The sequence below is a fragment of the Terriglobales bacterium genome, assembly GCA_035487355.1.
Classification (GTDB): domain Bacteria; phylum Acidobacteriota; class Terriglobia; order Terriglobales; family Acidobacteriaceae; genus QIAW01.
Map to the genome: position 1 here is coordinate 1 of DATHMF010000094.1, position 24,874 is coordinate 24,874.

Annotated in this window: 22 protein-coding genes; 7 read left to right on the forward strand and 15 right to left on the reverse strand. The window is 55.7% G+C overall.

The window, feature by feature from the left end:
- Positions 1 to 30 precede the first annotated feature (30 nt).
- A complete protein-coding gene (locus VK738_17390; protein HTD24436.1) occupies positions 31 to 267 on the reverse strand; it encodes a hypothetical protein in 237 nt (78 codons plus the stop codon).
- 223 nt (positions 268 to 490) lie between these two features.
- On the opposite strand from VK738_17390, the gene VK738_17395 reads away from it, so the two are divergent.
- Together VK738_17395 and VK738_17400 are read left to right on the forward strand one after the other, a co-directional pair.
- Positions 491 to 1,021, forward strand: a complete 531-nt coding sequence (locus VK738_17395; protein HTD24437.1) for a hypothetical protein — start codon at positions 491 to 493, stop codon at positions 1,019 to 1,021.
- Between the two features lie 53 nt (positions 1,022 to 1,074).
- Complete coding sequence (locus tag VK738_17400; GenBank protein ID HTD24438.1) at positions 1,075 to 1,872, forward strand: hypothetical protein; 798 nt, start codon at positions 1,075 to 1,077, stop codon at positions 1,870 to 1,872.
- On the opposite strand, the gene VK738_17405 is transcribed toward VK738_17400, so the two are convergent.
- The 3 genes from VK738_17405 to VK738_17415 form a co-directional block, all read right to left on the reverse strand.
- Entirely contained in the window at positions 1,856 to 2,056 is a 201-nt protein-coding gene (locus tag VK738_17405) for a hypothetical protein (GenBank protein ID HTD24439.1), read from the reverse strand. The genes VK738_17400 and VK738_17405 overlap by 17 nt on opposite strands.
- A 181-nt stretch (positions 2,057 to 2,237) precedes the next feature.
- Positions 2,238 to 3,095: a 3-hydroxyacyl-CoA dehydrogenase NAD-binding domain-containing protein gene (locus tag VK738_17410; protein ID HTD24440.1), complete on the reverse strand. Its 858-nt coding sequence runs from the start codon at positions 3,093 to 3,095 to the stop codon at positions 2,238 to 2,240.
- The gene (locus VK738_17415; protein ID HTD24441.1) at positions 3,095 to 3,283 is read right to left on the reverse strand and encodes a hypothetical protein; all 189 of its coding nucleotides are present in this window, start codon (positions 3,281 to 3,283) and stop codon (positions 3,095 to 3,097) included. The genes VK738_17410 and VK738_17415 overlap by 1 nt, the downstream gene beginning before the upstream one ends.
- A 156-nt stretch (positions 3,284 to 3,439) precedes the next feature.
- Here VK738_17415 and VK738_17420 point away from each other — a divergent pair, with 156 nt between their 5' ends.
- Positions 3,440 to 5,593 (forward strand): thioredoxin domain-containing protein, encoded by a 2,154-nt coding sequence (locus VK738_17420; protein ID HTD24442.1) that lies wholly within the window; start codon positions 3,440 to 3,442, stop codon positions 5,591 to 5,593.
- Between the two features lie 23 nt (positions 5,594 to 5,616).
- Here the strand turns inward: VK738_17420 and VK738_17425 are convergent, their stop codons facing one another.
- Positions 5,617 to 6,012, reverse strand: a complete 396-nt coding sequence (locus VK738_17425) for a type II toxin-antitoxin system VapC family toxin (protein HTD24443.1) — start codon at positions 6,010 to 6,012, stop codon at positions 5,617 to 5,619.
- 5 nt (positions 6,013 to 6,017) lie between these two features.
- Positions 6,018 to 6,398 carry a type II toxin-antitoxin system Phd/YefM family antitoxin gene (locus VK738_17430; GenBank protein ID HTD24444.1) on the reverse strand — a complete coding sequence of 127 codons (381 nt, stop codon included), beginning with the start codon at positions 6,396 to 6,398 and terminating at the stop codon, positions 6,018 to 6,020.
- Between VK738_17430 and acs the strand changes: the two genes are divergently transcribed.
- Both acs and VK738_17440 read left to right on the forward strand, forming a co-directional pair.
- Positions 6,390 to 8,342, forward strand: a complete 1,953-nt coding sequence (acs, locus tag VK738_17435; protein ID HTD24445.1) for an acetate--CoA ligase — start codon at positions 6,390 to 6,392, stop codon at positions 8,340 to 8,342. The two genes, VK738_17430 and acs, sit on opposite strands and share 9 nt — an antisense overlap.
- Positions 8,343 to 8,526: 184 nt before the next feature.
- Positions 8,527 to 10,152, forward strand: coding sequence for a DUF4214 domain-containing protein (locus tag VK738_17440; GenBank protein ID HTD24446.1), 1,626 nt, complete (start codon positions 8,527 to 8,529; stop codon positions 10,150 to 10,152).
- 288 nt (positions 10,153 to 10,440) lie between these two features.
- Here the strand turns inward: VK738_17440 and VK738_17445 are convergent, their stop codons facing one another.
- The 6 genes from VK738_17445 to VK738_17470 form a co-directional block, all read right to left on the reverse strand.
- A complete protein-coding gene (locus tag VK738_17445) occupies positions 10,441 to 12,831 on the reverse strand; it encodes a multicopper oxidase domain-containing protein (GenBank protein HTD24447.1) in 2,391 nt (796 codons plus the stop codon).
- Between the two features lie 767 nt (positions 12,832 to 13,598).
- Positions 13,599 to 14,879, reverse strand: a complete 1,281-nt coding sequence (locus VK738_17450; GenBank protein ID HTD24448.1) for a heterodisulfide reductase-related iron-sulfur binding cluster — start codon at positions 14,877 to 14,879, stop codon at positions 13,599 to 13,601.
- A gap of 66 nt (positions 14,880 to 14,945) precedes the next feature.
- A complete protein-coding gene (locus VK738_17455) occupies positions 14,946 to 16,337 on the reverse strand; it encodes an FAD-binding oxidoreductase (protein HTD24449.1) in 1,392 nt (463 codons plus the stop codon).
- Positions 16,334 to 17,788 (reverse strand): FAD-linked oxidase C-terminal domain-containing protein, encoded by a 1,455-nt coding sequence (locus VK738_17460; protein HTD24450.1) that lies wholly within the window; start codon positions 17,786 to 17,788, stop codon positions 16,334 to 16,336. Before VK738_17460 ends, VK738_17455 begins: the two co-directional genes overlap by 4 nt.
- Positions 17,789 to 17,996: 208 nt before the next feature.
- Positions 17,997 to 18,776: a hypothetical protein gene (locus VK738_17465; protein ID HTD24451.1), complete on the reverse strand. Its 780-nt coding sequence runs from the start codon at positions 18,774 to 18,776 to the stop codon at positions 17,997 to 17,999.
- A 106-nt stretch (positions 18,777 to 18,882) separates the two neighbouring features.
- A complete protein-coding gene (locus VK738_17470; GenBank protein ID HTD24452.1) occupies positions 18,883 to 20,274 on the reverse strand; it encodes a DUF58 domain-containing protein in 1,392 nt (463 codons plus the stop codon).
- A 118-nt stretch (positions 20,275 to 20,392) separates the two neighbouring features.
- Here VK738_17470 and VK738_17475 point away from each other — a divergent pair, with 118 nt between their 5' ends.
- Positions 20,393 to 21,148, forward strand: coding sequence for a tetratricopeptide repeat protein (locus VK738_17475; protein ID HTD24453.1), 756 nt, complete (start codon positions 20,393 to 20,395; stop codon positions 21,146 to 21,148).
- Positions 21,149 to 21,304: 156 nt separating this feature from the next.
- On the forward strand, positions 21,305 to 22,411 hold the full coding sequence (locus VK738_17480) for a tetratricopeptide repeat protein (protein ID HTD24454.1): 1,107 nt from the start codon (positions 21,305 to 21,307) through the stop codon (positions 22,409 to 22,411).
- Between the two features lie 92 nt (positions 22,412 to 22,503).
- Here the strand turns inward: VK738_17480 and VK738_17485 are convergent, their stop codons facing one another.
- From VK738_17485 to VK738_17495, 3 genes are all read right to left on the reverse strand, one after another.
- Entirely contained in the window at positions 22,504 to 23,139 is a 636-nt protein-coding gene (locus VK738_17485; GenBank protein HTD24455.1) for a DedA family protein, read from the reverse strand.
- A 36-nt stretch (positions 23,140 to 23,175) separates the two neighbouring features.
- Positions 23,176 to 24,102, reverse strand: coding sequence for an alpha/beta hydrolase (locus VK738_17490; GenBank protein ID HTD24456.1), 927 nt, complete (start codon positions 24,100 to 24,102; stop codon positions 23,176 to 23,178).
- A 157-nt stretch (positions 24,103 to 24,259) separates the two neighbouring features.
- Positions 24,260 to 24,874, reverse strand: a 615-nt coding sequence (locus VK738_17495) for a hypothetical protein (protein HTD24457.1), incomplete at its 5' end; no start/stop codon positions are given.

The following is a 24,874-nucleotide window of genomic DNA, read 5'->3' on the forward strand; positions in this document are numbered from 1 at the left end:
TTACATGTCCAGACGGTGACGACCACACGCTTACGATTGCTGAAGCACTAGATAAACTTCTTCGCGCTCGTCCAACAGATGGACGTGCTCGGGCATGACCGCGTATCCGACGACGACCAGTTCATACTCTTGGCGAACAGTTTCGAGCGCTCTTAGGAATAAATCGCGCCGCGCGGCCGTGGCCAGGAAGGGGAGACGACGGTAACAACTGAAGGTAATGAAGTGGAGGTCTCCGGCGCCGTAGAAGCGTTTTAGCCCTTGCGGCATTGGAGAAGTTTGCCCATGCAGCTTTCCTCGCGCAATGATTTGTTCCCACACGCGCTTGACGCGCGAGTGGGGTACCCAGGTTATGTTTCTTTTCCGAGTGCCAGGCACTGATTAAAGGTTACAATCTTTGCAGTTTTCCCACGTCAGGAAGAACTCAAAAAGGAACTCGGGCAAATTCCGCGCGACGGGATTCGTAACTCACACCTCTAAGGGGGGGTACATCATGACACGTCTGAAACAGTTGCTCAGCTTCACGATTTGTACGCTGCTTTTCCTGGCCGCCAGCTCCTGGGCGCAGGAGGAGAAAGGCACACTCGATCCGGCCACTCGGGTCTACACCTCGAAGAACCTCAATTTTTCCATCAAGTTGCCCGAGGGATGGAAGCTCAGCGACGCCCTGAAATCCGAAGAGTTTTTCGGTAAAAGCGGCAACGAGGACCTGGGCGCTAATGTTGGCATTCTGCCCGCGAGCACTCCGTTGAGCGACAAGGCTGTCATTCAACACATCGACCTGAGCAAGTTCGAAAGCAAACTGGACGAAATGACGCGCCAGGCCGATTTTCCTGCGCGCCGCATCAACGGCACGGCGGTCTCGGAAGGAGATCATCTCACGGTCTTCACGATCTCCATCAAGCCCCGCGATGACGCGAGGATTATCCAGTTAACCATCTGGGACACGCCCGCGGACCTGAAGCACCCGGAAATTAGTAAGGACGTTGACCTTCTTCTTTCGAGCTTCAAGCCTGCGCCGTAGGCGTGGCGGGTTCATTTTGCAAATGGCCGCAGGCCGCGCGTAAGGAAGATTTTATGAATAGTGCTCTCGCCCGCTGGACCGTAATTTTCTTCCTGGCTGTTTTGTCGCCGGTTGTTTTGCCGGGTCAAACCAATTGCGAGGAAGGTGACGCGGTGTTGAATCTTGCCCCGCTGCAGGGCATTAGGGTGCAGAAGATCATCCAAAAGTTTGCCGCCAAAGAATCTGTTTTCCGGCAGGCCCGGGATCACTACACATACACGCAGGACGTAACCGTTCAGACCGTCGACGGCCGCAGCGTGGACGGCGAATACCGGCAAGTCTCAGACATTTCCTATGACGATAAGGGCAACCGCGTGGAGACCGTTACCTATGCACCCCCGAACACGCTGGTCCGCGTTGTGATGAGCCGGGAAGACCTCGACGACATTCGCAACCGCCTGCCCTTTGTTCCTAGCACCGAAGGCCTGACCCGGTATTACGTTGTTTACGCCGGCCAGCAACACCTGGACGAAATAGACACCTATGTTTTTGATATGGCGCCCAAGACCATGGAAGCGGGAAAACGCTATTTCCAGGGGCGCATCTGGGTTGACGACCATGACCTGCAGATCGTGAAAACCTGCGGCAAAAACGTCTCCGCCGCGGCGAGCAAGAAACCTGACTCATCCCAAGAGGACCTGACTCCCAAGTTCGTTACCTACCGGGAGCAGATTGACGGAGAATACTGGTTCCCTACGTACATGCGGGCCGATGACATTCTGCACTTCGCCGGCAATGACGTCCACATCCGGGAGATCATCAAGTACACGAGCTACAAACGCGTTGGCTCAAAAGTCAAGAAACCGCAGTAGGCCCGGAGGGCGGCGGCATTTTCGTCGCGACCAGCACCTCCAATAGAGCTGCCGTGTTACGAACGCTTCCCGAGACGGTGATGAGTGCTTCCGAGACCGGAAGATGTTGTTCCGCCAGCGAGTCAAGACGGTCGCTCACGCCGTAGAGTTGCTGAACTTCGTGCAGAATCGCTTTCGGATGCATGGTTGCGCTGCTTTCCTGTAAGAGGAAGCTGGACTAGCTTTTGTCGTAGTCGTCTAACTTCTTCAATATGCATCATCGTAATCGTGGCTAAGACGAATGTCTGATCACATTGGACCACCTTGAGCGCTCGATTTGTACGACGCGCCAGGAGTGTGCGCGGAGTGATTCCCTTCTTCGAGTACTAATTGGGATACTCATACACCCCCTTGCCCGACTTGCGGCCCAGACGTCCGGCTTTGACGTACTGGACCAATAACGGGCAAGGACGAAACTTCTCGCCCAGGGATTTATGCAGATATTCCAGAATGTGCAGGCGGGTATCGAGGCCCACCAGATCCACCAGCTCGAACGGCCCCATGGGATGGTTCAATCCGAGCTTCAGGGCCTTATCAATGTCAGCGGCTGAGGCGATGCCCTCTTGCAGCATGTAAAAAGCTTCATTGCCGATCATGGCGTTGATGCGGCTGGTGATGAAGCCGGGTGACTCCTTGACCACTACAACTTCTTTGCCCATGCGGCGGCCCACTTCAACCGCGGCGGCAAGAGTTTCGTCGTCGGTTTCGAGCGCGCGCACAACTTCCAGCAACTTCATTTTGTGCACCGGATTGAAGAAGTGCATCCCCAGGCATTTGGGAGCGCGATAGGTGACCGAGGCAATCTCGGTGATGCTCAACGACGAAGTGTTGGAGGCGATGATGGTGCCGGGGCGACAGACTTTATCGAGCAGGGTGAAGATTTCGATCTTCGATTCCATTTCTTCGGGGACGGCTTCAATCACCAGGTCGGCGGCGCGGGCGGCTTCTTCCACGGTGCCGGCGTATTCAACGCGGGCCAGGGCGGCGTCGGCTTCTTCTTTTTTGACTTTTCCCAGCTCGACGGCTTTTTCGAGGTTGGTGCGGATTTCGCTTTCGGCTTTGCGCAGGCTGGCGGGAAGAATGTCTTCGAGAATGGTGCGATATCCGCCCAGCGCCGCGGCGTGAGCGATGCCCCGCCCCATGATGCCGGCGCCGATGACGGCAACGGTCCTGACCTCGGCCATTAGAGGGGCTTCTCCAGGCTCTCCAGGATTTTCATGTAATTCGGCTCGGAGTTGCGCATGTACTCGGCCAGGCGCTTGCGCTCCTCGGGGCTCATGGAACTCATGTTGGCACTGATGCGCCGCAGGGTGGCGGCAATGTCGTCTACGTAATTCATCATGCGGATGATCTCACCGGTGGCTTGCACCATGGATAGGCTCTCCTTGCCCTCAGTTTACGTGGTTCACCGTGGGCGAATCTCTTATTTTCAAGGTTCGATGGGATTTAGTAAAGCGCAAGCAGGAATTAAACCGCAGAGGACGCGGAGTCACGCAGAGGATTTTTGAATGGCGTAAACTGAACGGATATGGCTCAGGAAAATACCACGCAGACAAGCGAGTCTTTAAATTCTTTGACCCAGAACTCTTTGGCGCAAGCCTCTTCTTCTTATCTGCGTTCGGCGATGCATCAGCCCATTCATTGGCATGAGTGGGGCGAGGCCGCCTTTGCTGCCGCCAGGCAGCAGAACAAGCCTGTGCTGCTCGATATTGGCGCGGTGTGGTGCCACTGGTGCCATGTGATGGACCGCGAGTCCTACGAGAACCCCGAGGTGGCCAAGATCATCAATGAGCACTTCATCGCGGTCAAGGTAGACCGCGACGAGCGCCCTGACGTAGACAGCCGCTACCAGGCGGCGGTTTCAGCGATCAGCGGACAGGGTGGCTGGCCGCTGACGGCGTTCCTCACTCCTGACGGCAAGCCGTTTTATGGTGGGACATATTTTCCTCCTGAAGAGCATTACGGCCGGCCCGGATTCAAGCGTGTGCTGCTTTCCATCGCGCAGGCTTATCAGGAGAAACACGGCGACGTGATGGAATCGGCAGATAAAGTCATGAGCGCCATCTCGCACGCCGAGGCTTTTGCCGGACGCAGCGCCGACTTCTCGCCCGAACTGGTCGACAAGATTGTCAGCTCCGCGGCGAAGCTGTTTGATGTGCAGCATGGCGGCTTCGGCAGCCAGCCGAAATTTCCTCATCCGGCAATCATGGACCTGCTGATTGACCGCTACGGCCGCACCCACGCCGACTTTCTCAAAACCATCATCACCACGACGCTGGAAAAGATGGCGCAGGGCGGCGTCTACGATCAGCTTGCCGGGGGCTTTCATCGCTACTCGGTGGATGATCGCTGGATTGTGCCCCACTTCGAGAAAATGTCGTATGACAATGCCGGGCTGCTGCTGAATTACGTGCACGGATACCAGGCGACCAGGAATGAATTCTTTGGCGACGTGGCGCGCGACATCATCCGCTGGATGGATGAGTGGCTGAGCGACCGCGAGCGCGGCGGCTTCTACGGCTCGCAAGATGCCGACATCAACCTCGATGACGACGGCGATTACTTTACCTGGACTGTTGGCGAAGCGGCTGCCTGCCTCAGCGAAGACGAATTTAAAGTCGCGACCCTGCACTACGACATTGGCGAAGTCGGCGAGATGCACCACAACCACGAAAAGAATGTGCTCTACGTGCGCGCCACAGTGGACGAAATTTCGCGCCGCCTGGGTAAGCCGGTTGAACAGATCCATTTGCTGCTGGCTTCGGCCAAAAAGAAGATGTATGCCGCGCGCCTGCTGCGTCCGACGCCTTACATTGATAAGACCATTTATGTGAACTGGAATGCGCTGTGCATCTCCGCTTACCTAAGCGCTGCCCAGGTGCTCAAACTGGAATCTGCTTCGAGCTTTGCCCTGAAATCACTGGACCGCATTCTGGCACAGGCCTGGGACCCCAAAAAAGGATTGGGACACGTAATCGCCTATTCTGATCCAAAAGCCGAGGTGCGCCACATCCCGGGTATGCTCGACGACTATGCTTACATGACTTGCACGTGCCTCGATGCCTACGAAGCCACCGCCGACCTGCGTTACTTCAAAGTCGCCAAAGAAATCGGCGATGCTATGATCGCGCGCTTTTATGATTCAACTTCCGGCGGATTTTTTGATACTGAGGCGAATGGAAATGATCCTCTGGGGGCGCTGGTGGCGCGACGCAAGCCCTTTCAGGATTCGCCTACGCCGGCGGCTGATCCCTCGGCAGCGATTGCCCTGCTGCGCCTGCACGCCTATACCAACGACACCAGCTACCGCGAGAAAGCAGAGCAAACCCTCGAGGTCTTCGCCGGACTAGCGGAACAATATGGCATGTTCGCCGGCACCTATGGCATCGCCGCCGCCATGTTCTCGGCACCGCATACGCAGGTGGTGATCCTTGAAAAAAATAGCGACGGCGCAGCCGCCAACCAGCTCTACGAAACGGCAATCGAATCCTTTGCCTTGAACAAATCTGTGTTGCGCATCTCAGAAGGTCAGGCCATTGCAGCGAATCTTCCTCCTGCGCTGGCCGAGACGATTCCTAACCTTCCTGCAATCAAAGAAAAAACGGTTGCGGTGGTGTGCTCCGAAGCCTCCTGCAAGCCGCCGGTCAGCAGTGCGGAAGAATTGCGGAAGATGCTGGAATAAGTAAGTTTCTCAGTTGCAGCCCGTTATTTTCCACACCAAACAATTTCGACGTCATATTTCGAGAGCTGGTGATCAGATGTGAGAAGAACCATTTTCTCCACTCGGGCCTGCGCTATCAGCATCCGATCAAAGGGATCGCGATGATGTGGAGGAAGGTCGCCCACAGCCAGCGCATGGGAATGTGTAATCGAGAGCGGCTGAATTCCCCAGGACTGCAACCGTTCTGGTATGTATTGTTTCGCCGGCCCCGGTAAGCTCAACTTACCGAGTGCGATCTTGAGGGAAATCTCCCAAGAACTAACTGCGGAAAGATAAATTTCCTGGTTGGGATCAACCAGCAGCTCCTGTGCGCGTTGATTAAGCTTTTCCTTGGCACCGATGCTCCAAAGGAAAATTACAGTATCGAGCAGGTAGGACACTTGAATTATCTTTTCCGCCGGGGGCGGCGGCCTTCAAAAGCGTCTAAAATATCCGCTGGTAAAGGCGCATCAAAATCGTCAGCTATGCGGATGTGCTCACGGTCCACGCCCAGCTCTCGCTTGGGGTTGACCGGCTGGATTGGAACTAAGCGGGCCACAGGAACCCCTGCTTTGGCGATCGTGATCTCCTCACCCGTAGCAACACGCTGCAGCAGCTTGGAGAGGTTGGTCTTGGCGTCATGAATGTTGACTTCCATACGTTTATAGTGAACTAAGTTGTTAGCTAAGTCAACCTGAGACGAGTTAGAAAACCTTCTTTCATCCCTCGCTTTGTTATCAACACGTTTTATCTTGTAGAATTTCTTCCGGCATTTGATATGGACCAATCAGAAATCTTTCCACCTCCAAAACATTTCAGCGAAAAGGCCTACATCAGCTCTATGGAGCAATGTGAGGCTTTATACAAAGCTTCCATCGCCGACCCGGAGAAATTCTGGGCCGAGCAGGCAAAAAACCTACACTGGTTTTCTCCGTGGCAGCAGGTACTCGACTGGTCGAACCCGCCATTCGCCAAGTGGTTTATCGGCGGCAAGACGAATGTCGCCTACAACTGCATTGACCGGCATCTCTCTTCCTGGAGACGCACCAAGGCCGCCATCATCTGGGAGGGAGAGAATTTCGAGCAGCGCATCCTGACTTACCAGGAGCTGCACCGGCGCGTAGCGAAGCTTGCCAACGCCCTCAAGAAGCTGGGACTGAAGAGCGGCGACCGCAGCATTATCTATATGCCCATGATCCCCGAGGCCGCGATTGCCATGCTGGCTTGTGCGCGGCTGGGGATTACGCATTCCGTGGTCTTTGGCGGGTTCTCGGCGGAGGCGCTGAAGGCACGCATACAAGACCTCTCCGCTTCGCTGGTCATCACTGCCGATGCCGGACTGCGCCGCGGCAAAGAGATTCCGCTCAAACCGAACGTGGATGAAGCCCTGCCAGAGTGCCCGACGGTAAAACACCAGGTCGTGTTCCGTCGGCTGGGAACCAAGGTCGAGATGAAAGCCGGACGCGACCACTGGTGGCATGAGCTCACGGAGGGCGTCAGCGAGCAATGCCCGGCGGAGCCGTTGGACAGCGAGCATCCTCTGTATGTGCTTTACACCTCGGGCACCACTGGCAAACCCAAAGGCGTGGTGCACACCACCGGCGGATATCTGACGCAGGTGCTGGCTACGATGAACTGGGTCTTCGATATCAAGGACGAAGATATTTATTGGTGCACCGCCGACGTGGGATGGGTGACGGGACACTCCTACGTCGTTTATGGCCCGCTGGCGGCGGGAGCCACGACGTTGATGTACGAAGGAGCGCCCGACTGCCCGAAGCCCGATCGCTTTTGGCGCATCATCGAAAAATACCGCGTCAGCATCTTCTATACTTCGCCTACCGCGATCCGGTCGTTTATCCGGCAGGGCGATGACTACCCCAACGCGCACGACCTTTCTTCGCTGCGGCTGCTGGGATCGGTGGGTGAACCCATTAATCCGGCAGCGTGGAAGTGGTATCACCGCGTGATCGGCAAAGAAAAGCTGCCTATCGTTGACACCTGGTGGCAGACGGAAACCGGTGGAATCATGATCTCTCCCATGCCGGGAGCGACGCCGACGAAGCCGGCTTCGGCAACGCGTCCGCTGCCGGGGGCTGCACCTGACATCCTGGACGAAAACGGGAATTCCATTCCGGTGGGCAAGGGCTACCTCGTGCTTACCCGGCCGTGGCCCGCCATGCTGCGCACCTTGCACGGCGACCCCGAGCGCTTCAAACAAAATTACTGGTCCCGCTTCCCCGGAAAATATTTCACGGGAGACACGGCCACGCGCGATGAAGATGGCTACATCTGGATCCTGGGACGCAACGACGATGTGATTAAGGTCTCAGGCCACCGCCTCAGCAGCATGGAAGTTGAATCGGCGCTGGTGCGCCATAAAGACGTCGCTGAAGCGGCGGTCATCGGAGCGCCGCATGAGATCAAGGGCGAAGGTATCCACTGCTTTGTGACATTGAAAGCCACGGTCAAAGAGACTCCGGCGCTGGCGGATGAACTGAAAGAATGGGTGGCGAAGGAGATTGGAAGCATCTCACGCCCGGAAAAGATTCTCTTCGTCGCCGGGCTGCCCAAAACGCGCAGCGGCAAGATCATGCGCCGACTGCTGCGCGAAGTCGTAAGCACAGACAAAGTCGTGGGCGACACCTCGACGCTGGAAGATTACAACGTGATTCTAAAGCTGACCCAACAGGGGAAAGAAGAAGACGAGATCTTAGCGGAAAAGAAGTAGCTCACCACAGAGGCACAGAGGGAATCGTGCCGTTTGTGCTGCCGTCTGGAAGTGTGCGCGTGCTACAAAACGTCCATCTCCCTATGTGACAACCACAAGGGTCAACCTGAGTTATACTTGATTTTTACAAACAGCTCCCCAACAATGTTTTTTTCTGTCTCCCCGCGACTGGAAGAAGTTGATCATGAAGTTGCGTTATTTTGTTCTTTACGCGGCATGCTGCTTAATGATGCCAAATCTCACCGCCGTTGCTCACGCCGCCGTTCCGGGCCAGTTCATCGCCAAGATGTATACCGAAGCCCTCGGTCGTGCGCCGGACCCCGACGGCTGGACAGCATATGTAAATTTCTTCACGCAAAACGGCTGTTCACTCTCCACGTTGAAAGTAGCGGGTGAGTCGTTCTATACCAGCACCGAGTATGACAGTCTGGCCTATGACGATGTCGAAAAAGTACTGACTCTCTATCGCGGGGCGCTGAATCGCGAGCCCGATTCCAACGGATTGAACTATTGGGTGTACGTGCTGAGCCATGGAGTTCCTTTCTCTCCGGATTCCGACGGAGAGGATTACTGGAGGTACTTGCTGAACCGTGGAACTCCTTTTTCCGTGGTGGTTGACAGTTTGTTCAGCAGCTCGGAATTCGCCGGGAACGTCCCCGGCATTTGCAACGGGGACGGATCTATTTATGCACGTTCGTACGGCTGGAGCGGGGATTCTGCGATAGCCGTTCCCATAAAGGGACCGGGGTTTAATGGTACTGCAAACGACTTGCAAGCCATGCTTGATTCCACCCCGCCGGGCGGAACCGTGTTGCTCGCCCAACGGGCGTTCATCGCGACAGACTCAACCATCATGATCCCTGCGGGAGTTACTCTAGCAACAGCCGGCACACCTGATCCCAGCCACTACGCAAGAATGGGCCGGATAGTCCGTAATTCACTGTTTCAAGGGGCCGTGGTTCAGTTGGAATCCGGCGCGCAACTTCTCTCAGTTTGGGTCAGCGGACAGCGCAACGTGGTTGGCTATTTCTTCGGCAACGGCGGAGACGGCGTGAACATTTTCCTTGATAGTGGACAAGGCAGCCAACTGCTGAACTCCAGGACCGATTCTCCGGCGGGCTTCACTACTGTGCTCGCCCTGGGAATGAATGAAACTGGCTTCGCATGCCAGAACGCCGTCATATCCGGCAATTTGAGCACAGGTTACACTTCTCACCACACCGTCTCCTCCGGCGGTGGATGGGCAGACGGAATCAGTAACGCCTGCGAGGGAGCCACGATCACGAATAACAGTATCGTTGATGCCACCGACGTCGGCATCGTCCTCTATCGTTCCGACCCGGCTACGCAAAGAAGTCAGATCACGAATAATGTCATCATCTCCGCCGGCCTTTCAGCCTACGGTGCACTGGTAGCTGACCCCGTTAACGACACTCCGAAGGCAGACTACGCAGGATCGCTGGTGAGCGGCAACCAGCTCTGGACCTCAGACGCAACCCACTTCGACATCGCTATCTCCGTAGGCACTCTCCCGTGGTTCTCGGGCGTCGGAGGCACGGTTGGAACAGGCGCTAACTTTCAGAATAATTCCACCCCCACGGGTCTCCGCGCCAATGTAAATACCGGAATTCTCATTGATGGAATGTTGGACGCCACGGTCCAAGGAAACGCTTTGACGATGGATCTTGTGCAGGTGTCGCAGTGTCCATCGGGATACGTATTGGCGGACAACATAAACAACAATCATGCCGGGGGAAATCTGCAGCAACCTTACACACCAGCCGTCGCACACGATTGCATTGGCCACTAGAGCAAGTCCACAATTGGTGTATCCCAGCAAGCACCGGGCTGAAGCCCATTTGTTTTTGAATCTCAACGCCGGCCTGAGGGCCGGATCTTCCACGGTAGGGGTACAGCAATTGTGGAACCGCTATAGACGTCAACGACACTGAAATCTACCGGTTTTGCGCCAAGCGCGGTACCACGAGGGTACCAGCGCAGGAAAAAGCGGCTCCAGGGATGTTTCCCCGGAGCCGCGATTGTTAATGGCGATCCTCAGATACGGCTTACCCAGTGGCCGCCGCATCACTTGGAACCGTTATTTCATCTTTCCGCCTCCACCGCCTCCACCCATCGACATCGCAGGCTTCGGCGTCTCATGATCGTGCGCCGGGGCCTTCCGGGCGGCTGCTGGTTTTGAAGGGTACGGCGTGGAACTTCCCGGAGCCTTGATGAGTGAGCTATTGAGACTCGGCAAGTCCTTAAACGTAATCACCATCGGACGCATCATGTCGTTGTCTTCGTGGTCGAGAATATGGCAGTGCCATACGTAACCAGGTCCTGCTGTCGGGTCAAACGGGAAGGTGTTTTGCCCGGGTTTCAGATTCGCGTCGTTCACGAACTGCGGAGCCAGGCGGACCAGCAGTCGCGTGACCGTGTACGGCGGGGCAAGGACGACGTCCTTCCATCCGTTCTCGCCGGGAAATTGGCTGGCGGGTATCGCTGTGCTAGGCGTGCCTGGCTCGGTAAAGTTGTCTGTAGTACCCAGGGCGCCGTTCTGCGTATCAAACTGGAAGTCACGGGCACCAAGCACACAGGTCGGGTCGCTCGGATCGGTAGGCGTACCGTCTGGATTGTTGGGATTGGCCGGATCACAGAATTGCACCGGATTCTCTATATTGATTCTGACCGGTGGATGATCGAGCGGGAGAGCCGAGTTCGGCCCATTCAGTTTCTCAAAGTAGGCCAGCATGCGATTGGCGTCGATAGCCTGCCGGTCCTCCAACTGAAACTCGACCAGGTGAATGTGGATGGGATGGGCATCTTGCGTCAGGTTCTGGATGTACCACTCCTCCGTGGTGCCGGCCCTGGGGATCTCGGTGACAGGGGCATCGAAATGCCGTCCGTCGATGAGCACATGAAGGGGATTGCCGGGGTTGAGAGCGGTGTCAGGGCTTTCCTTCTCGTTCAGGGTGAAGAGCTTTGGATTCCCGATGTTCGGGGTCGGCGTGAGGGTGGGAACCGTGATCAGGGTGGCGGGCAGGGGGTTGGGATGCACGGCTGGCGTGTCCTGCACCGTGAATTGCATGACCAGACTCGTGTTCGCATCGGGCAGAGAGCCGCCTGGGTTGGGCGCAGGGGCATTGTTCATCATGACGATCTTCGTTCCGGCTGGCAGGTTGGAGAAGTCGACGAGGATGTCGATTCGCTCGCAAATGGCCACAAGCTTTTCATTCAATGTGACGGGCGCAGGCAAGTAGCTGCCGTCGCCGCCGATGATTGTGAAGGGCACGCGGGACTGGTCTGTCTGATTCACCAAGAACAAGTTGTAGAAGCGTGCGTTGGAACCATCGACGATGCGGAAGCGGTACTGGTGGCGTTCCACATTCAGGTTCGGCCACACCTTGCCGTTAACCATGATCTCGTCGCCAAAGTACTCGGGGTCCCAATACGGGTCAAAGTCAGGGTTGTCACCGACCGTGGTGAAATGGATCGAGCCATCGCTATTGAACGCCCTGTCCGTCAGCATGAGCGGCCACTCGAATTTGCCCGATGGCAGCAGCGGTGCAACGGTATCGTTCCTTGGGTCGCGGATGATGAACATGCCCTCCAAGCCAGCGGCCAGATTGAGGCGCGTCATTCCCAGGGCGTGGTCGTGATACCAGAGCATGGTCGGCAACTGCCCGTTGAAGTATTCGAAGGTTGTGCTCTTGAATGTCGGACCTGTCTTCTTTTGATCCTCGGAGAACCAGGAATCAGGAAAGCCGTCCGAGTCAGAGGGCGTCACGCCTCCATGCAGGTGCGGCACCGTGATGACAGGCTCCTGAAACTCCGGGTAGCCCGGAGGGAAGGGTACGAGCAGGTTACCTTTGGCGTCAACGAACGGAGGCTGGGGTATAGGTGCGTTATTGGGGTTAGCCGCCATGATCGTAGGATCGACGGGGAACATATGAGGGCCTTCGATCTCATTGCGATAGTGAACGAAGATGCGGTGGTTGCTCCTCGCCTCGAAGGTCGGTCCCGGCGTTGAGAATGAGATCTGAAGGTTCGGCGGCTGGCCGGGCCCGGCGGTGTTCACTATGCCGCCGTAAGCGTAGATCTTCGTTTTGGGGAATCCCGGCGGCAGAATCTGCTGGTACGTGTTTTTTTCCGTGACATCGTAAAGTGGGACGAATTTGCCCAGCGACTGGTCGAATTTCGCTCCCACAGGAACGAAGACGGGAGGCCTGGTCAACTGATTTACGAACTTAGGAACCGTGTTGGGATCCAGAGGCGTCACAGCCGAGTCGGCGATTCCGGTCGGCTGCACCATCCAGTTTTTCACGTGCATACTCATACCGTGCCGGTGGTTGTGATGGCTGACGGTTGCAGAGGCTCCGGGAGCGTTCTGGGCTTGCAGTGTTCCCGTACAGAAAACTACAGCAAGGCATAGCGCTAATAGATTCGCTGGTTGCAGAATTTTGAGCTTTGTTGATTTTCGATGCGTCATGTTCAAGATTTCCTCCTACTTCTTTTCGTTGGGTGTTTGTGTCTTCGAGAGAGAGGAGACACAAAGAGAGAGAGGTCACCCGCAAGAGGTCTTTCCCAGTAAAAAATCAAGAAACGGCCGCCGGCGGAAAAGATTTAGAGTGGTGCTTTTTGAGCTCCTCCTTTTCGGCTTGCAAGGGCACACCGTTGCACGCCATAAGCACACGAACCCTAAGCGTTGTTTCGCTCAACGTCCAATGCGCCGTTTGAGAAAAAGACATCTTTCTCGCGGAACTCAATTTTGGCCGAGGGATTAAGCAAGCCCCGCTGCTACCACATGGCTTGGGATTGCCGTTGTAAGGTAATACTTCAGACCAATGCCTGATTTTTGGTCCAGAGTTGCTACGCTGGCCCCTAAAAACGGCCTTTAGAATTGTTTCCTTCCCGACGCCCCACAGTTTGCTTTCTCCTGCCGGGAAACATTTCTAGCTAAAACCGTTTAATCCAGCGTCTGCTAGCATTTACATCTGCCAGCATCTGCATTTAGGAGCGCTAATCTATGCTATCGAGGAATGCCTGTCAACTTATTTTTAATAGTAGGTGCAGTCTGAATTTCAGGGTTCTTTCTCACTCTTGGTGTGTACGGTGTTTGGGGCTCGTCACCTCTTCCGTCAGAAAACCGCGCGAAAATCAGCCGCTGTTGGTGTTATCCGGACGGAGCCTGCACCAAAAGTAAGGAAGAATCAAAATATGTGTCGTTACGGTCAGAATGCAGAATCAATCAAACTTCTAATAAGCCTCGTCCAGCAGCTCAATGAGATGCTTCACGTCGGCTTTCATGTTGTGGCGGGCTACTCCAGCGCGGAGTTGCAGCACGCAGCCCACGTTTGCAGTAACAATCGTGTCGGGCTTCACACCTTTGATGCTGTTCATCTTCTGATCTAGAATCTGCATCGAGAGTTCGTTGTGCGTGACGTTATAGGTTCCTGCGCTGCCGCAGCAGATATCGGCATGCTGCATCTCCACGAAGTCTACGGCCAACAGCTTCAAGATTTCCCGAGGTTGCGTGCGCACGTTTTGTCCGTGGGCGAGATGGCACGGATCCTGGTAAGTGATGCGACCGGTGACTTTTTTCGCGGGAGGTTTGATGCCAAGCTGCACCAGGTATTCGGTCACATCTTTGACTTTAGCCGCGAAGTCGCGCGCCCGGCCGGCAAACTCGGGATCGTGCTCCAGCAGATCGCTGTACTCTTTCATGGTGGAGCCGCACCCGGCGGCGTTGGTCACAATGGCGTCGAACTTGCCATCGAGCATCACCCGTATGTTGTTGCGTGCCAGCTCGCGGGCCTGATCGCGGAAGCCGGCGTGAGCGTGCAGGGCGCCGCAGCAGCCTTGCTCACGGGGAACAAACACGTCCACTCCATTCTGTTGCAGCACGCGCACGGTGGCGCGGTTCAATTCGGCAAAGGCCACGCTGGCAATGCATCCGGCAAGAAAAGCGACCCTTCCGCGCACTTTCCCCACCGCGGGAAAAGCCTGTCCTAACTCATCAAAGTAAAACTTTTCGTCGAATTTTAGCGCAAGTTTTTCCACGTTGGCCAATCCCAGCAGCTTCAAGATGCCGGTGGCGCGGGCCAGCTTCTGCAATCCCGACTTTTGCAGAAAACGAAGACGCCGCGCCCAGCCCGCCAATTTACGCTGGTCGCGCAGCACGGAGTTGAAGAAGTAATTGCGTAATTTGCGCTGCAGCCAGGGACGGCGGAACTCGCGTTCGATAACCGCACGGGCACGCTCAACGATGCGTCCGTATTGCACGCCGGATGGGCAAGCACTCTCGCAGCCGCGGCAATCGAGGCAGCGGTCAATGTGAGTAACAAACGATTCGGCTACGGGCAACTTGCTGCTCTCCACCTGCAGGACTTGATAGATGCGGCCGCGGGGCGAATCCATCTCCATGCCGAGAACGCGATACGTGGGGCAGGCGTTCAGACACAGGCCGCACTGGATGCAGGTGGAGTAAAGCTCCCAGGTGGGGCGGTCGGCGGAGACGGGTTGCGCGATAGTGCTCACAAATTTTTCACCACAGAGTCACAGAGACACAGAGGTAATTTCGTTCTGTTCTAAATACTAATTTATTCACACCAAAAATCTTCCTCGATTGAGAATACCTTTGGGATCGAGAACGCGCTTCACCGCACGCATGGATTCAATGTCGGTAGGCGTTGATCCCCAAATGTTAAAGTGCCATTTTGCCTCCTGGGGACAGCGGGTCACGACCACGGCTGAATCCTGTGGCAGCGCGGAGCGTAACGCCGAAATGGTGTTGGCGTATTGCATGGCCGAAGGCGGATCGACGGAAAGCGGGATAAAAGCAAGCACCAGCGCACCCAATCCCACACGACCCACGGTCGCCAGGAGCAGGTTGTTATCCACGCCTGCCTGCTCAGCGGCCCCGATGGCGGCTTCCACCGCCGACGCGGTGACATTCATGCGGGCAAACATCGCATTACGATGGCGTTCAAGAACCGACGCTTCAAAATTACTGATGTATTTCCAGGTGCGGGTTTCTTCTTCCCCGCTTAATTCCGCGTTCAAACCGCTGCCCATTTCCTTGCGATAGCGCTCTAAGACCGCTTCACTCCCGGCAGCACGCAGCAGGATGCGCCAGCGCGCCGCCGGTGGTCCACCCGGTGCTGCCGGGGCATAGTCATCCGGATCGCGCGGCGCCGGCGCCTCTTCGGTCAAATATTCCTGCGCGCGCGGAGAGACGATCTCGAGGCACATGGGCGTAAGATGCGAGCTGCGCATCGAATTCCGAAAATGGACTGCGCCCGAGAGCGAAGAAAATTCCAGAACAAAGGTGCGCGTAAGATTGCGGCCTCCGGGCCGGGGAAACACTTTGAAATTTGCCTCCACAATCACGCCGAGAGAACCGTAGCTGCCGATCATCAGCTTCATCAGGTCGTAGCCGGCAACGTTTTTGACAACCCGTCCGCCGCTCTTGGCCAGTTTGCCGTCCCCTGTGACGAATTGAACGCCGATGCAAAAATCGCGCATTCCACCGTAACCGTGCTTCAGTGGGCCCTGCACCGCAGCGGCCAGAGTTCCGCCCACAGTTGCATGCGCTGGGTGGGGAGGATCCAAAGGAAGAAATTGATCGTGTTTTGCAAGAGCCTCATCTAACGCGGCCAGCGTACAACCAGCGCCGACGCCGATGGTGAGGTCTCCGGGATCGTAATGGGTTATCTCCTTGAGCCGCGCGGTGCGAAGCAGGATGTTAATGCGCTCGGGAATGCCGCCGGTCGCCATGGCGGTGAATCCACCGGCAGGGACGACAGTCAGATTTTGCGCTGCGGCAAAAGAAATCACCTGCGCAGCTTCGGCGGCGGTGGCCGGCGAGACGGCAATTGCCGGCGCCATGCCATCAATTGCGAATGCCTCTAAGGCCGGGTCCTCTTCCACGTGCTCAGCGCCGCAGATGGCAGCCAGGTCGCGCGCAAGAGAGCCGGCTTGGACTGTAGTGTTCATGTGCCTGCCGTTTCAGAATGGCCGACGATCTTTTCCGTGAGTGCGGGAGAGGCCGCAGCTTCACGGCAGCCGTGCGAGGTGGGAAAGAGTTTTTGTGGATTCAGTATCGAACGTGGATTCATGCAGTCATGCAGCCTTTGCATGATGGCAAGATCATCCTCACTGAACATTTGCCCCATCAGCTCATTTTTTTCCATGCCGACACCGTGCTCGCCGGTAATGCTGCCACCAACGGAAATGCAGTAAACGATAATGTCGTCGGAAGCCTGTATAGCGCGTCGCTTGTGATCCGGGTCGCGCGGGTCAAAACAAATGATGGGGTGCAGATTGCCATCGCCGGCGTGCAGGATATTCCCAATGGTTAAGGAGTATTTTTTTGCCAGGCTTTCTATATAGCGGAGAGCATCGGGGATCCGGGTGCGGGGAATGACTCCATCCTGCGTGTAATATTTGGGCGAGACGCGGCCTACGGCGCCAGCGGCATTTTTCCTTCCTGCCCACAAAAGTTGGCGTTCGCGTTCGTCGCGGGCACGGCGCACCTCGCGGGCCTTCTGTTTGCGGCATACCTGGCGGACGGCTTCCGCTTGCTCCTCCACGGCTTCGCGCAGGCCTTCGACCTCAATCAGCAGCACCGCGCCGGCATCGAGCGGATATCCGGCATGAGTCGCGGCTTCAACCATGCGCAGGACCCATCCATCCATCATCTCGAGCGCTGCCGGGGTAATTCCCTCCTGGGTAAGGGCCACCACCGTATTGGCAGCGTCCTCAATCGTGTTGTAGATGGCCAGCAGCGTGGCTACAGCCTCAGGAATGCGCATCAGCCGGACGACAATCTTTGTGGCAATGGCGAGAGTACCTTCGGAGCCGACAAAGAAGCCGGTGAGATCGTAGCCGCATAAATCCGAGGTCTTGCCGCCGAAGTTTACGATGCGGCCATCGGGCAGCACCACCTCGACTCCAGTAACGTGATTCACGGTCACGCCATAGGCAAGCGTATGCGGACCGCCGGAATTTTCTGCTACGTTGCCGCCAATGGTGCATGCCTTTTGGCTGGAGGGATCAGGAGCAAAATACAGGCCGTAAGGTTTAGCAGCCGCGGAAAGATCAAGGTTAACCACTCCCGGCTGCACCACGGCACGCTGATTTTCAGCGTCAATTTCCAGAATGCGATTCATGCGGGCAAAGGCAAGAACGATTGCGCCTTCGCGGGCAATCGCTCCTCCGCTCAATCCGGTGCCGGCGCCGCGAGGCACAATGGGGAATCCGCTCTCGGTGGCCAGCCGCATCACGCGAGAAACTTGTTCGGTCGTCTGCACGAAGACCACAGCACGAGGCGAGCCGGTGAGAATGCCGGCATCGTACTCGTAGAGCATCAGGTCTTCGGCGCGCTCGAGCACGGCATCGCGACCTACAATTTTTTTTAACTGCCTGACGACGGACGAAAAGTTCATGGGACCACAGACGGAGCGCTGGCGCAAGTTTAGCATTGAAAAGCAGCATTCAGCACTCAGCAATCAGCATTCAGCCAGTTCCTAAATGAATTCTTCCGCATGACTAAAGTTCATGGCCTAAACAGTTCTCAGTTCTTAGTTCTCAGAAAGTTCACCGCGGATGGACGCGGTTTAATTCACCGCGGAGGCGCGGAGAAAAGCCGGGGCACTAGAGGGCAATTTTCCAATACGCGAGCGCGGCCCTCACCTCATCACGCGGATAGAACTTACCGGCATGTTCGAGATCATGACGGATAACTGCTAAACGTTTTTGCACGGATGCTCGAATCTTTGAGGATAGCTCGACCAATCCAAGGGGGCTCTTCTCATGCAGCTTCTTGGGCCAGCTTTCTGGATAAGCCTCCCAGTCTGTCCAGTTATCGAGCACAGCGTTCGTCGCAAGCAAGCTATCGTGATCACACTGCCATCCATAGAGATTGCGGGCGCAGATTCGCAACATCGCTTTGACCTCGGGCATGGTGTCAGTAAAAGCTTTGAGCGGCGTCGGCAGCAAAACCATATTTCCTACACAGGAAAAGAAACGGCGATCCATCACGACAGTATTCGAGAGCTGAAAAGTCGGGTCATCGAGTCCCCATATATGGCAGCATGACCAATTCGGGCGAAGTTTCTTTCTTAACCCCAGGGCAAGAGTTAACGCCTCATTAGCATGTATGTTTGCCTCGGATTTATGAACCGAATGGCCCGTTGTTCGGTTCTTGTTCATTTGAGGTTCTGTCCAGTTTTTTTTATAAAACAGCCCTCTGCGGGCATACTCGGGGAACCAAAGTGGTAACAGTTTAAATGTTTCTGGCGCTACCCATTGTGCTGTGCGCTCGATGAGCGATGCGATCTCGCGCAGGCTCATGACCTTGCGCAACGCTTCTAATCCGTCTGAAATTTCTGCCCTGCTTTTCTCCATTGAGTGAAAATACCCTTGCAACGGCATCTATACACTTACAGAGTGTCGGGGTCCTTCGCCCGCGGCTGATGATCCAATCATTCAATGATCCGATGACCCATCATCCAATCCGCGTTAATCCGCGGCGGAAAATTTATTTTTGCATGAACAGAAAATAAGACGACTGCCACAAGTTGGTGGCGATGGTTCCCCGTTTACGTCCGGTGATGACGATGTTGTAGTCGTCGGTCACATCAAGCTCTTCCAGCAAGTTGCCCCTGTCGCCGGGCTGGACCATGCCAAGATAACGCAGAAATTCGTAGATATCGTTGCTGCCGTTGTATCCCTGGGCGGCGAAGTTGAGTTGAGTATCGCTCTGCGCAAAATACCAGGCCAGGGACGCGGCCAATGAAACTGCCTCTTCATAAGCTTTCTCAGGAACTGCTCCGGGGGGAGCGTTATCGAAGACGATACGCAATTTGCGCTCGTCTTCACGGGTGAACTCCCTGACCTTCAGCGCACCGGTCTTGGCGGTGGCTTTCCAATCCAGATGCCTGGCGGAATCCTGCGGAGTATACTGCCTTATTAAATAAAGATTGTTGCCGCGACCACGCACATACATCTCAAATTCCCCGGTAATCATGGGCAATACCTGGAAAAAATTCTCGGTGGGCTCGACTGAGGGATACACGACGATCTCCTGTGAAAAAGCCACAGGCCGGGTCTTTTTCAGGAATGCGAAGGGAAAGCGAGTCGCAATCCCCAGACCTTTTTGGGCATAGAGTCCGCGGCGCTGGAGGTTCAACTCAACATCCGCCGAGACCGAGCTTCTGCGCCCGATCAAGGGAAAATAAATCGAGCCCTCGAATATATTGGGCGGGGCGGGTGGCTCAGTTACGAGCTTCCACTCCCAATCCGTCAGTTGCAGCCACTGCTGCGCCGGGGAGCGCTTTCGCGGCCATCCCCAGACCGTGCGCTGCCACCTGTAATGAGTCTGGCCGGCCTTGCTCTTCAACGGCACAATGCTCACCGAGAGCGCCGGCGCCCACCATCGCCGGTTGGTGAGGGTGAGCCTTCCCATGAGCGTAGTGCCGGCAAAGACGTGCATCGGCAATGCGGCCTCAAGCTCCAATGCGCGCAACATGCCGGCCGAGGCGACGCCAGAGACGGCAATTGCCGCCAGCATGGCGGAAGCCACGATGAAGAGAAGATTGTTTCCGGTATTGATCGCGGCGACTACGATCACCAGCACCGCAATCAGGTAAACCGCAAATTGTTTGGTGAACTCGTATTGGAAGCGCTCACGCAGGCGGTGGGCAACAACCCGCTTGGTCAGATAAGGCACCGTAAGAATGCCCACCACGCCCGCAGTCACGAGCGCGAAAGAAGCCAGCACAGCCGTCAACAGGACGTTGCCGGCATCGCGCGCTACCGTGGAATACAAGGCTGCAGTAAAAGCTACCGACAACCCGCCGATGGCGACAAAGAACCGTATCCAGGCTTGACGATCCACTCTGGCCAGCATGGATTTGAGTACGTTGATCACGGATGCGTTTTCTATTTTAATCCGTTCTTCATGGGGTTGTAGAATAATGCTTCCACACCAATCGGTTTGACTCCGGCAGAGTAAGTTCGCATAAGCCTGTTTGGCAAGAAGGAGAGAGATGAAGACGCTAAAGATCTTAATCGTGGTGATCGCAATATTTGCCGTAGTAGCGCTAATCTCTGAACGTTTGGTGCGGGTATTGCTTGAGGCCCGGTTTGGGGGCGTCAAGTCTGCCGCCTTCCTTAGCAGGGTGGCAGATAAAGTCAAGCAAAAGAAGGGAGTGCCCACGATGGTTGACGAAGACACGGAAGCGTTCGACGTCTCGGGGCAAGAGGGAATGCTCGTCTACTATTTTCGCCTGGTAAAAGTGAATGCGAGTAAGTTTGATGGCCCGCGGTTTGCGGCCCGCGTGAAGCAGGTGCTGGTGGACCGTGACTGCAGCGATCCAGATGTCAATGACTTACTCAAGCAAGGCGTTGTCGTACGCTATTCCTACTTTGACAAGTTCGATGTTCCTATTGGCTCGATTGATGTGAAATCAGACGATTGCGATGCGGGCCATGATTTGAGCGCGACCGACAAAGTCCGGTGGAAGCCGGCGGAGACGCAAAACGCGCAACGGGATGCGAAACCCGATTCACCCTGGCAATCGGAGACGCCATCCCAGACCGCTTCGCCGACACCAACAGCCAAGCCCCATCCAAGTGTTGAGACACCCGAGGCTAAAGCGCAGGCACTCGTGGCCGATGGCAACGAGCAGTTGCAACGTGGAAACTATGATGCAGCTATCAAGGATTTTCAGGCGGCGTTAGCCTTGGAACCCAACAATTATGCCGCCCGCAGCGGACTTCAAGAAGCACGGCATGTGCGTTAATCATGACTGGTTCTCTTGTCAGCGTTCTTTGCCGCGGCAATTTGCGCCTTGGGTACGGCGATAGCGCAGCCAGTTAAACAGCAGGAATGCAATGGCAACATCGTTGGCAAGTTCATAAATAACCCTAGGTTTGATAGCAGACGAAAGGCGAATCGAATGTCACAATCTAACTACTCAACACTGGGCGTCCAACTTCTCTGGGCCGCGCTCGTGGTCGGCGGATTGGAGATCGGGGTCGAATGGTCTAATGGTTCTTTCGACCTAGTGCATTTTCCTTTTGCCGCGTTGTTCGGATTTCTGATCTGGTGGTACCTCATCACCAAGATCGCAGCGGGTCGCACGTGGGCGCTGATTGTGTCCCTGGTGATTACCATTCTTGGAGTGATCGCCTTGTTTTCGATAACGGCAATGGTTTCGCAGCTACCCGGCCTGCCGATAACGAGAGGACTGATCCTGCTGGAGGCGCTTCGGATCACTCTGCTCGTGACAGGCCTTGTACTCCTGTTCGCTACGAACACATCCGCAGGAAAGATCGTGCTGGTAATCGGGGGAGTGCTTGTAATCGCGGCAGGTACGGCTGTGTTTTTGGTGCCGAGAGTGATGTCAGAACTCAGCAGCGACCCCAAGTCTCCCCTCTTCCTTATGAAAGTGGCAAATCAAGTCAAGCAAGAGCACAAATTTCCCTGGATGGTTGACGATGACACGCAAGCGTTCGATGTCAAGGTCCAACCGGGAATGCTGGTTTACTACTATCGCCTGGTCAAAGTGAGTGCGACTGACTTTGATGCCCACCAGTTTTTGGACCGCATGAAGCCAGCGGTAACGGAGCAGTTTTGCAGCCATGACGACAAAGGCTTATTCAAACAAGGCGTTGTCGTGCGCGCTGCCTACGTTGACAAGTTTGATGCCGCTCTTGGTTCGTTGGACGTGAATCAAGGCGATTGCGATGCAGCGGCTACGAACGCACCCGAACACCATGAAGTCTGGAAGAAGTACAAGCCTCAACCAGAAGCGCAACCCGAGACACCCTGGCGATCGGAAACGTCATCGCAGACGCCATCGGAGACGCCAACAGCCAAGCGTCCCCATCAAAGTATCGAGACACCTGAGGCTAAAGCGCAGGCGCTGGTGGATGACGGCAACCAGCAGTTGCAACGTGGAAACTATGATGCGGCTATCAAGGATTTTCAGGCTGCATTAGCGTTAGAACCCAATAATTATGCCGCCCGCAGCGGACTTCAAGAAGCGCAGCATACGCGGTAATTTTGTGATTTTCGATTTTCGATTTATGAAATAAGAACGTGTTTCGGACCAAAACTCAACAAATCGTAATTCGTAAATCGCAAATCGTAAATCTACTTCTTACTTCCAACTTCCAACTTCTTGCTTCCCTGGACCCGGCGGGAGCGCAGCCAGTGAACCAGCACTGCCACGACAACGATAATCAAAATTGCGATATTGGCGTTCTTGACGATCCGCATCAGCCTCTCCCACTGGCTCCCGAAGAAAAAGCCCGCACAAGAGATCACCGTAACCCAGCACGCCGCTCCTAGAAAATTAAAGATGACGAAGCGCTTCCAGGGCATGCGCAAAACGCCGGCCAGCGGTCCGGCAATGATCCGCATTCCAAAAATGAAGCGCGCCAAAAAGACCGTCAGCGCGCCCCGTTGCTGAAAGAGGCGCTCGCCGCGCGCGATCAGTTCCGGCTGAATGCGAAACAGCTTACGGTAGCGCTCAAGCAACGGCCTGCCGCCGCGGTTACCGATAAAGTATCCAAGATTGTCGCCCAAGGTGGCGGCTACCGTGGCCACCACAATAATCCAGGGCAAATGCAGGTGTCCCTCGGAAAAGGCAAGAAAGCTGGCAAAGAGCAGAATGGTCTCACCCGGAACCGGAATGCCGGCATTTTCCAGAAGTAAGGCCACGCCGACCGCCCAATATCCGTAGTCATGAAAAAAATGGCGAAAGACATCGAATAAATAGTCGGACATTTAGAGGTGACTTTCCTGGAAAGGCGTCATGCTGGACTATTGTAAACAGGTTTGCCGCTTTTCTCTGGAACCTTGCATCCTCACCAAAAATTCAATGGCCAATTGATTGAATTGCTCCGGCAATTCTTCGTAAGGCAGGTGGCCGGCGGTGGGAATCACGTGCAGTTCAACATGATGAAGCCGCTCCATGAGCTGCTGTGCCGAAGAGAGATACACGGCGCCATCCCGGTCGCCCCAGAGCAGCAGGGTTGGAATGTCAGAAACCTGGGGCAAGGCTTCCTCAATTTTTGCCAGATCACTTTTCCAGTTTCTGACGCGGCGCAGAAGAGCATCAAGAGTCCCGGGGATTTTAAGAGGCTGGTTATAACCCTCGACCGTGCCGGGCGCTATGCGGCGCGGGTCGCCGTACATCCGCATCAGAATTCTGCCGTGCAACGGAGCCAAGCTCCATGCCATGGAGCGAAAGATCAATCCACCCAGTGAAGAACCCAAAATGCTTGTGAGAGGAAGCCCCTGCCTCGACCAGGGATTCACCGGCGAGGCCAGAATCATGGCCTCGATGGAAATGTTCCACTCTTTCGCCATCGCAGCGGCTAACAGCGCCGCTCCGCCTCCGTGGGAGCTGCCCAGAAGAACCGCGGACTTCACTCCAACCGCCTGCATGAAGGCAAGCACATACTGCGCCAAGGAGGCCAGGTCACCTGTAAGGGCTGGATTTCTGCAGGAAAATCCTGAGCCGGGCAGATCAATGGCATAAACCCGCGCATGTCGTGCCAGCGCCTCAAGATTAAAGCGCCACGAGAACGAATATCCCAACAGACCGTGAATCAGAACCAGCGGCATGCCTTCCCCGCCGGCCAGGTAGTGTATGCGACAGCCATTAACATCTGCAAAATGCTCCTGGATCATCGGCAGATTCGAACCGGCTGGCGAGGGATTCGCAAAGGAAACGGTAGAACGCATTTCCAGGATTTTATCGAACTTTTACGACATCGCATTTGTTTTGCAAGGTTAAAAGAGTCCGTGTGAGAACTCGAAGGGGGTGTTTCATCCTTCGCGCGCCACAAAAATTGAGTTCTCGCACAGACTCTAAAAGCCAATCCCTTGCAAACGACTTGGGCTATTTCGGCAACGGGCTGCACGGCCTGGATGGGCCGATGACGCTGGAACCAAAGCCCACAACAATAGGCTGGTCTGAAACCACCTGTGCGCTGACCGAGATGTTGGCACCGCCTGGGGGAAAATCGTTAGGAAGTTGCCAGGTAGTGATCTGGGTGTGCAACGAATCCACGGTGACTGTGGTGCTTCCGGTTTGACCCGGATATGTCAAGGGTGGCGTAGTAGCGCCCGGAATGCTAATGCCGGCCAGGTTGTTTCCGTCCTTATCGAAGATGTGTAAAGCCACGTTGGCGGTTGAGGTGCCCCCGTTGAAAACATACAGGTCTTGACGGAAAAACCCGCCCCCAGTGGTCGTGTTCGGAGCGAAAACGGGAGTGCAGACCCAAACAAACGGCGGTCCGCCCGACGATGGACCCGCCGGACCTTGGGGCCCTACTGGACCCTGTGGGCCTTGCGGACCAGTAGCGCCCTGCGGACCTTGCGAACCTGCTGGCCCCTGTGGTCCCTGTGGACCCACAAGGCCTAACGCCAGTGAAAACGTGTGTTCGCGGTCATCTTCATCCTTGCCCCAGGCAACTTGCAGCAGAAAGGAGCCGGTGGGAACCGGCGACGGTAG

Excerpts from the sequence above, each read along its gene's own strand:
- VK738_17395 (HTD24437.1), top strand. The coding sequence starts at position 491 with ATGACACGTCTGAAACAGTTGCTCAGCTTCACGATTTGTACGCTGCTT.
- VK738_17475 (HTD24453.1), top strand. The coding sequence starts at position 20,393 with ATGAAGACGCTAAAGATCTTAATCGTGGTGATCGCAATATTTGCCGTA.
- VK738_17460 (HTD24450.1), bottom strand. The coding sequence starts at position 17,788 with ATGAACTTTTCGTCCGTCGTCAGGCAGTTAAAAAAAATTGTAGGTCGC.
- acs (HTD24445.1), top strand. The coding sequence starts at position 6,390 with ATGGACCAATCAGAAATCTTTCCACCTCCAAAACATTTCAGCGAAAAG.
- VK738_17480 (HTD24454.1), top strand. The coding sequence starts at position 21,305 with ATGTCACAATCTAACTACTCAACACTGGGCGTCCAACTTCTCTGGGCC.
- VK738_17415 (HTD24441.1), bottom strand. The coding sequence starts at position 3,283 with ATGGTGCAAGCCACCGGTGAGATCATCCGCATGATGAATTACGTAGAC.
- VK738_17440 (HTD24446.1), top strand. The coding sequence starts at position 8,527 with ATGAAGTTGCGTTATTTTGTTCTTTACGCGGCATGCTGCTTAATGATG.
- VK738_17420 (HTD24442.1), top strand. The coding sequence starts at position 3,440 with ATGGCTCAGGAAAATACCACGCAGACAAGCGAGTCTTTAAATTCTTTG.
- VK738_17455 (HTD24449.1), bottom strand. The coding sequence starts at position 16,337 with ATGAACACTACAGTCCAAGCCGGCTCTCTTGCGCGCGACCTGGCTGCC.
- VK738_17405 (HTD24439.1), bottom strand. The coding sequence starts at position 2,056 with ATGCATCCGAAAGCGATTCTGCACGAAGTTCAGCAACTCTACGGCGTG.
- VK738_17410 (HTD24440.1), bottom strand. The coding sequence starts at position 3,095 with ATGGCCGAGGTCAGGACCGTTGCCGTCATCGGCGCCGGCATCATGGGG.
- VK738_17390 (HTD24436.1), bottom strand. The coding sequence starts at position 267 with ATGCCGCAAGGGCTAAAACGCTTCTACGGCGCCGGAGACCTCCACTTC.
- VK738_17465 (HTD24451.1), bottom strand. The coding sequence starts at position 18,776 with ATGCCGTTGCAAGGGTATTTTCACTCAATGGAGAAAAGCAGGGCAGAA.
- VK738_17490 (HTD24456.1), bottom strand. The coding sequence starts at position 24,102 with ATGCGTTCTACCGTTTCCTTTGCGAATCCCTCGCCAGCCGGTTCGAAT.
- VK738_17445 (HTD24447.1), bottom strand. The coding sequence starts at position 12,831 with ATGACGCATCGAAAATCAACAAAGCTCAAAATTCTGCAACCAGCGAAT.
- VK738_17400 (HTD24438.1), top strand. The coding sequence starts at position 1,075 with ATGAATAGTGCTCTCGCCCGCTGGACCGTAATTTTCTTCCTGGCTGTT.
- VK738_17485 (HTD24455.1), bottom strand. The coding sequence starts at position 23,139 with ATGTCCGACTATTTATTCGATGTCTTTCGCCATTTTTTTCATGACTAC.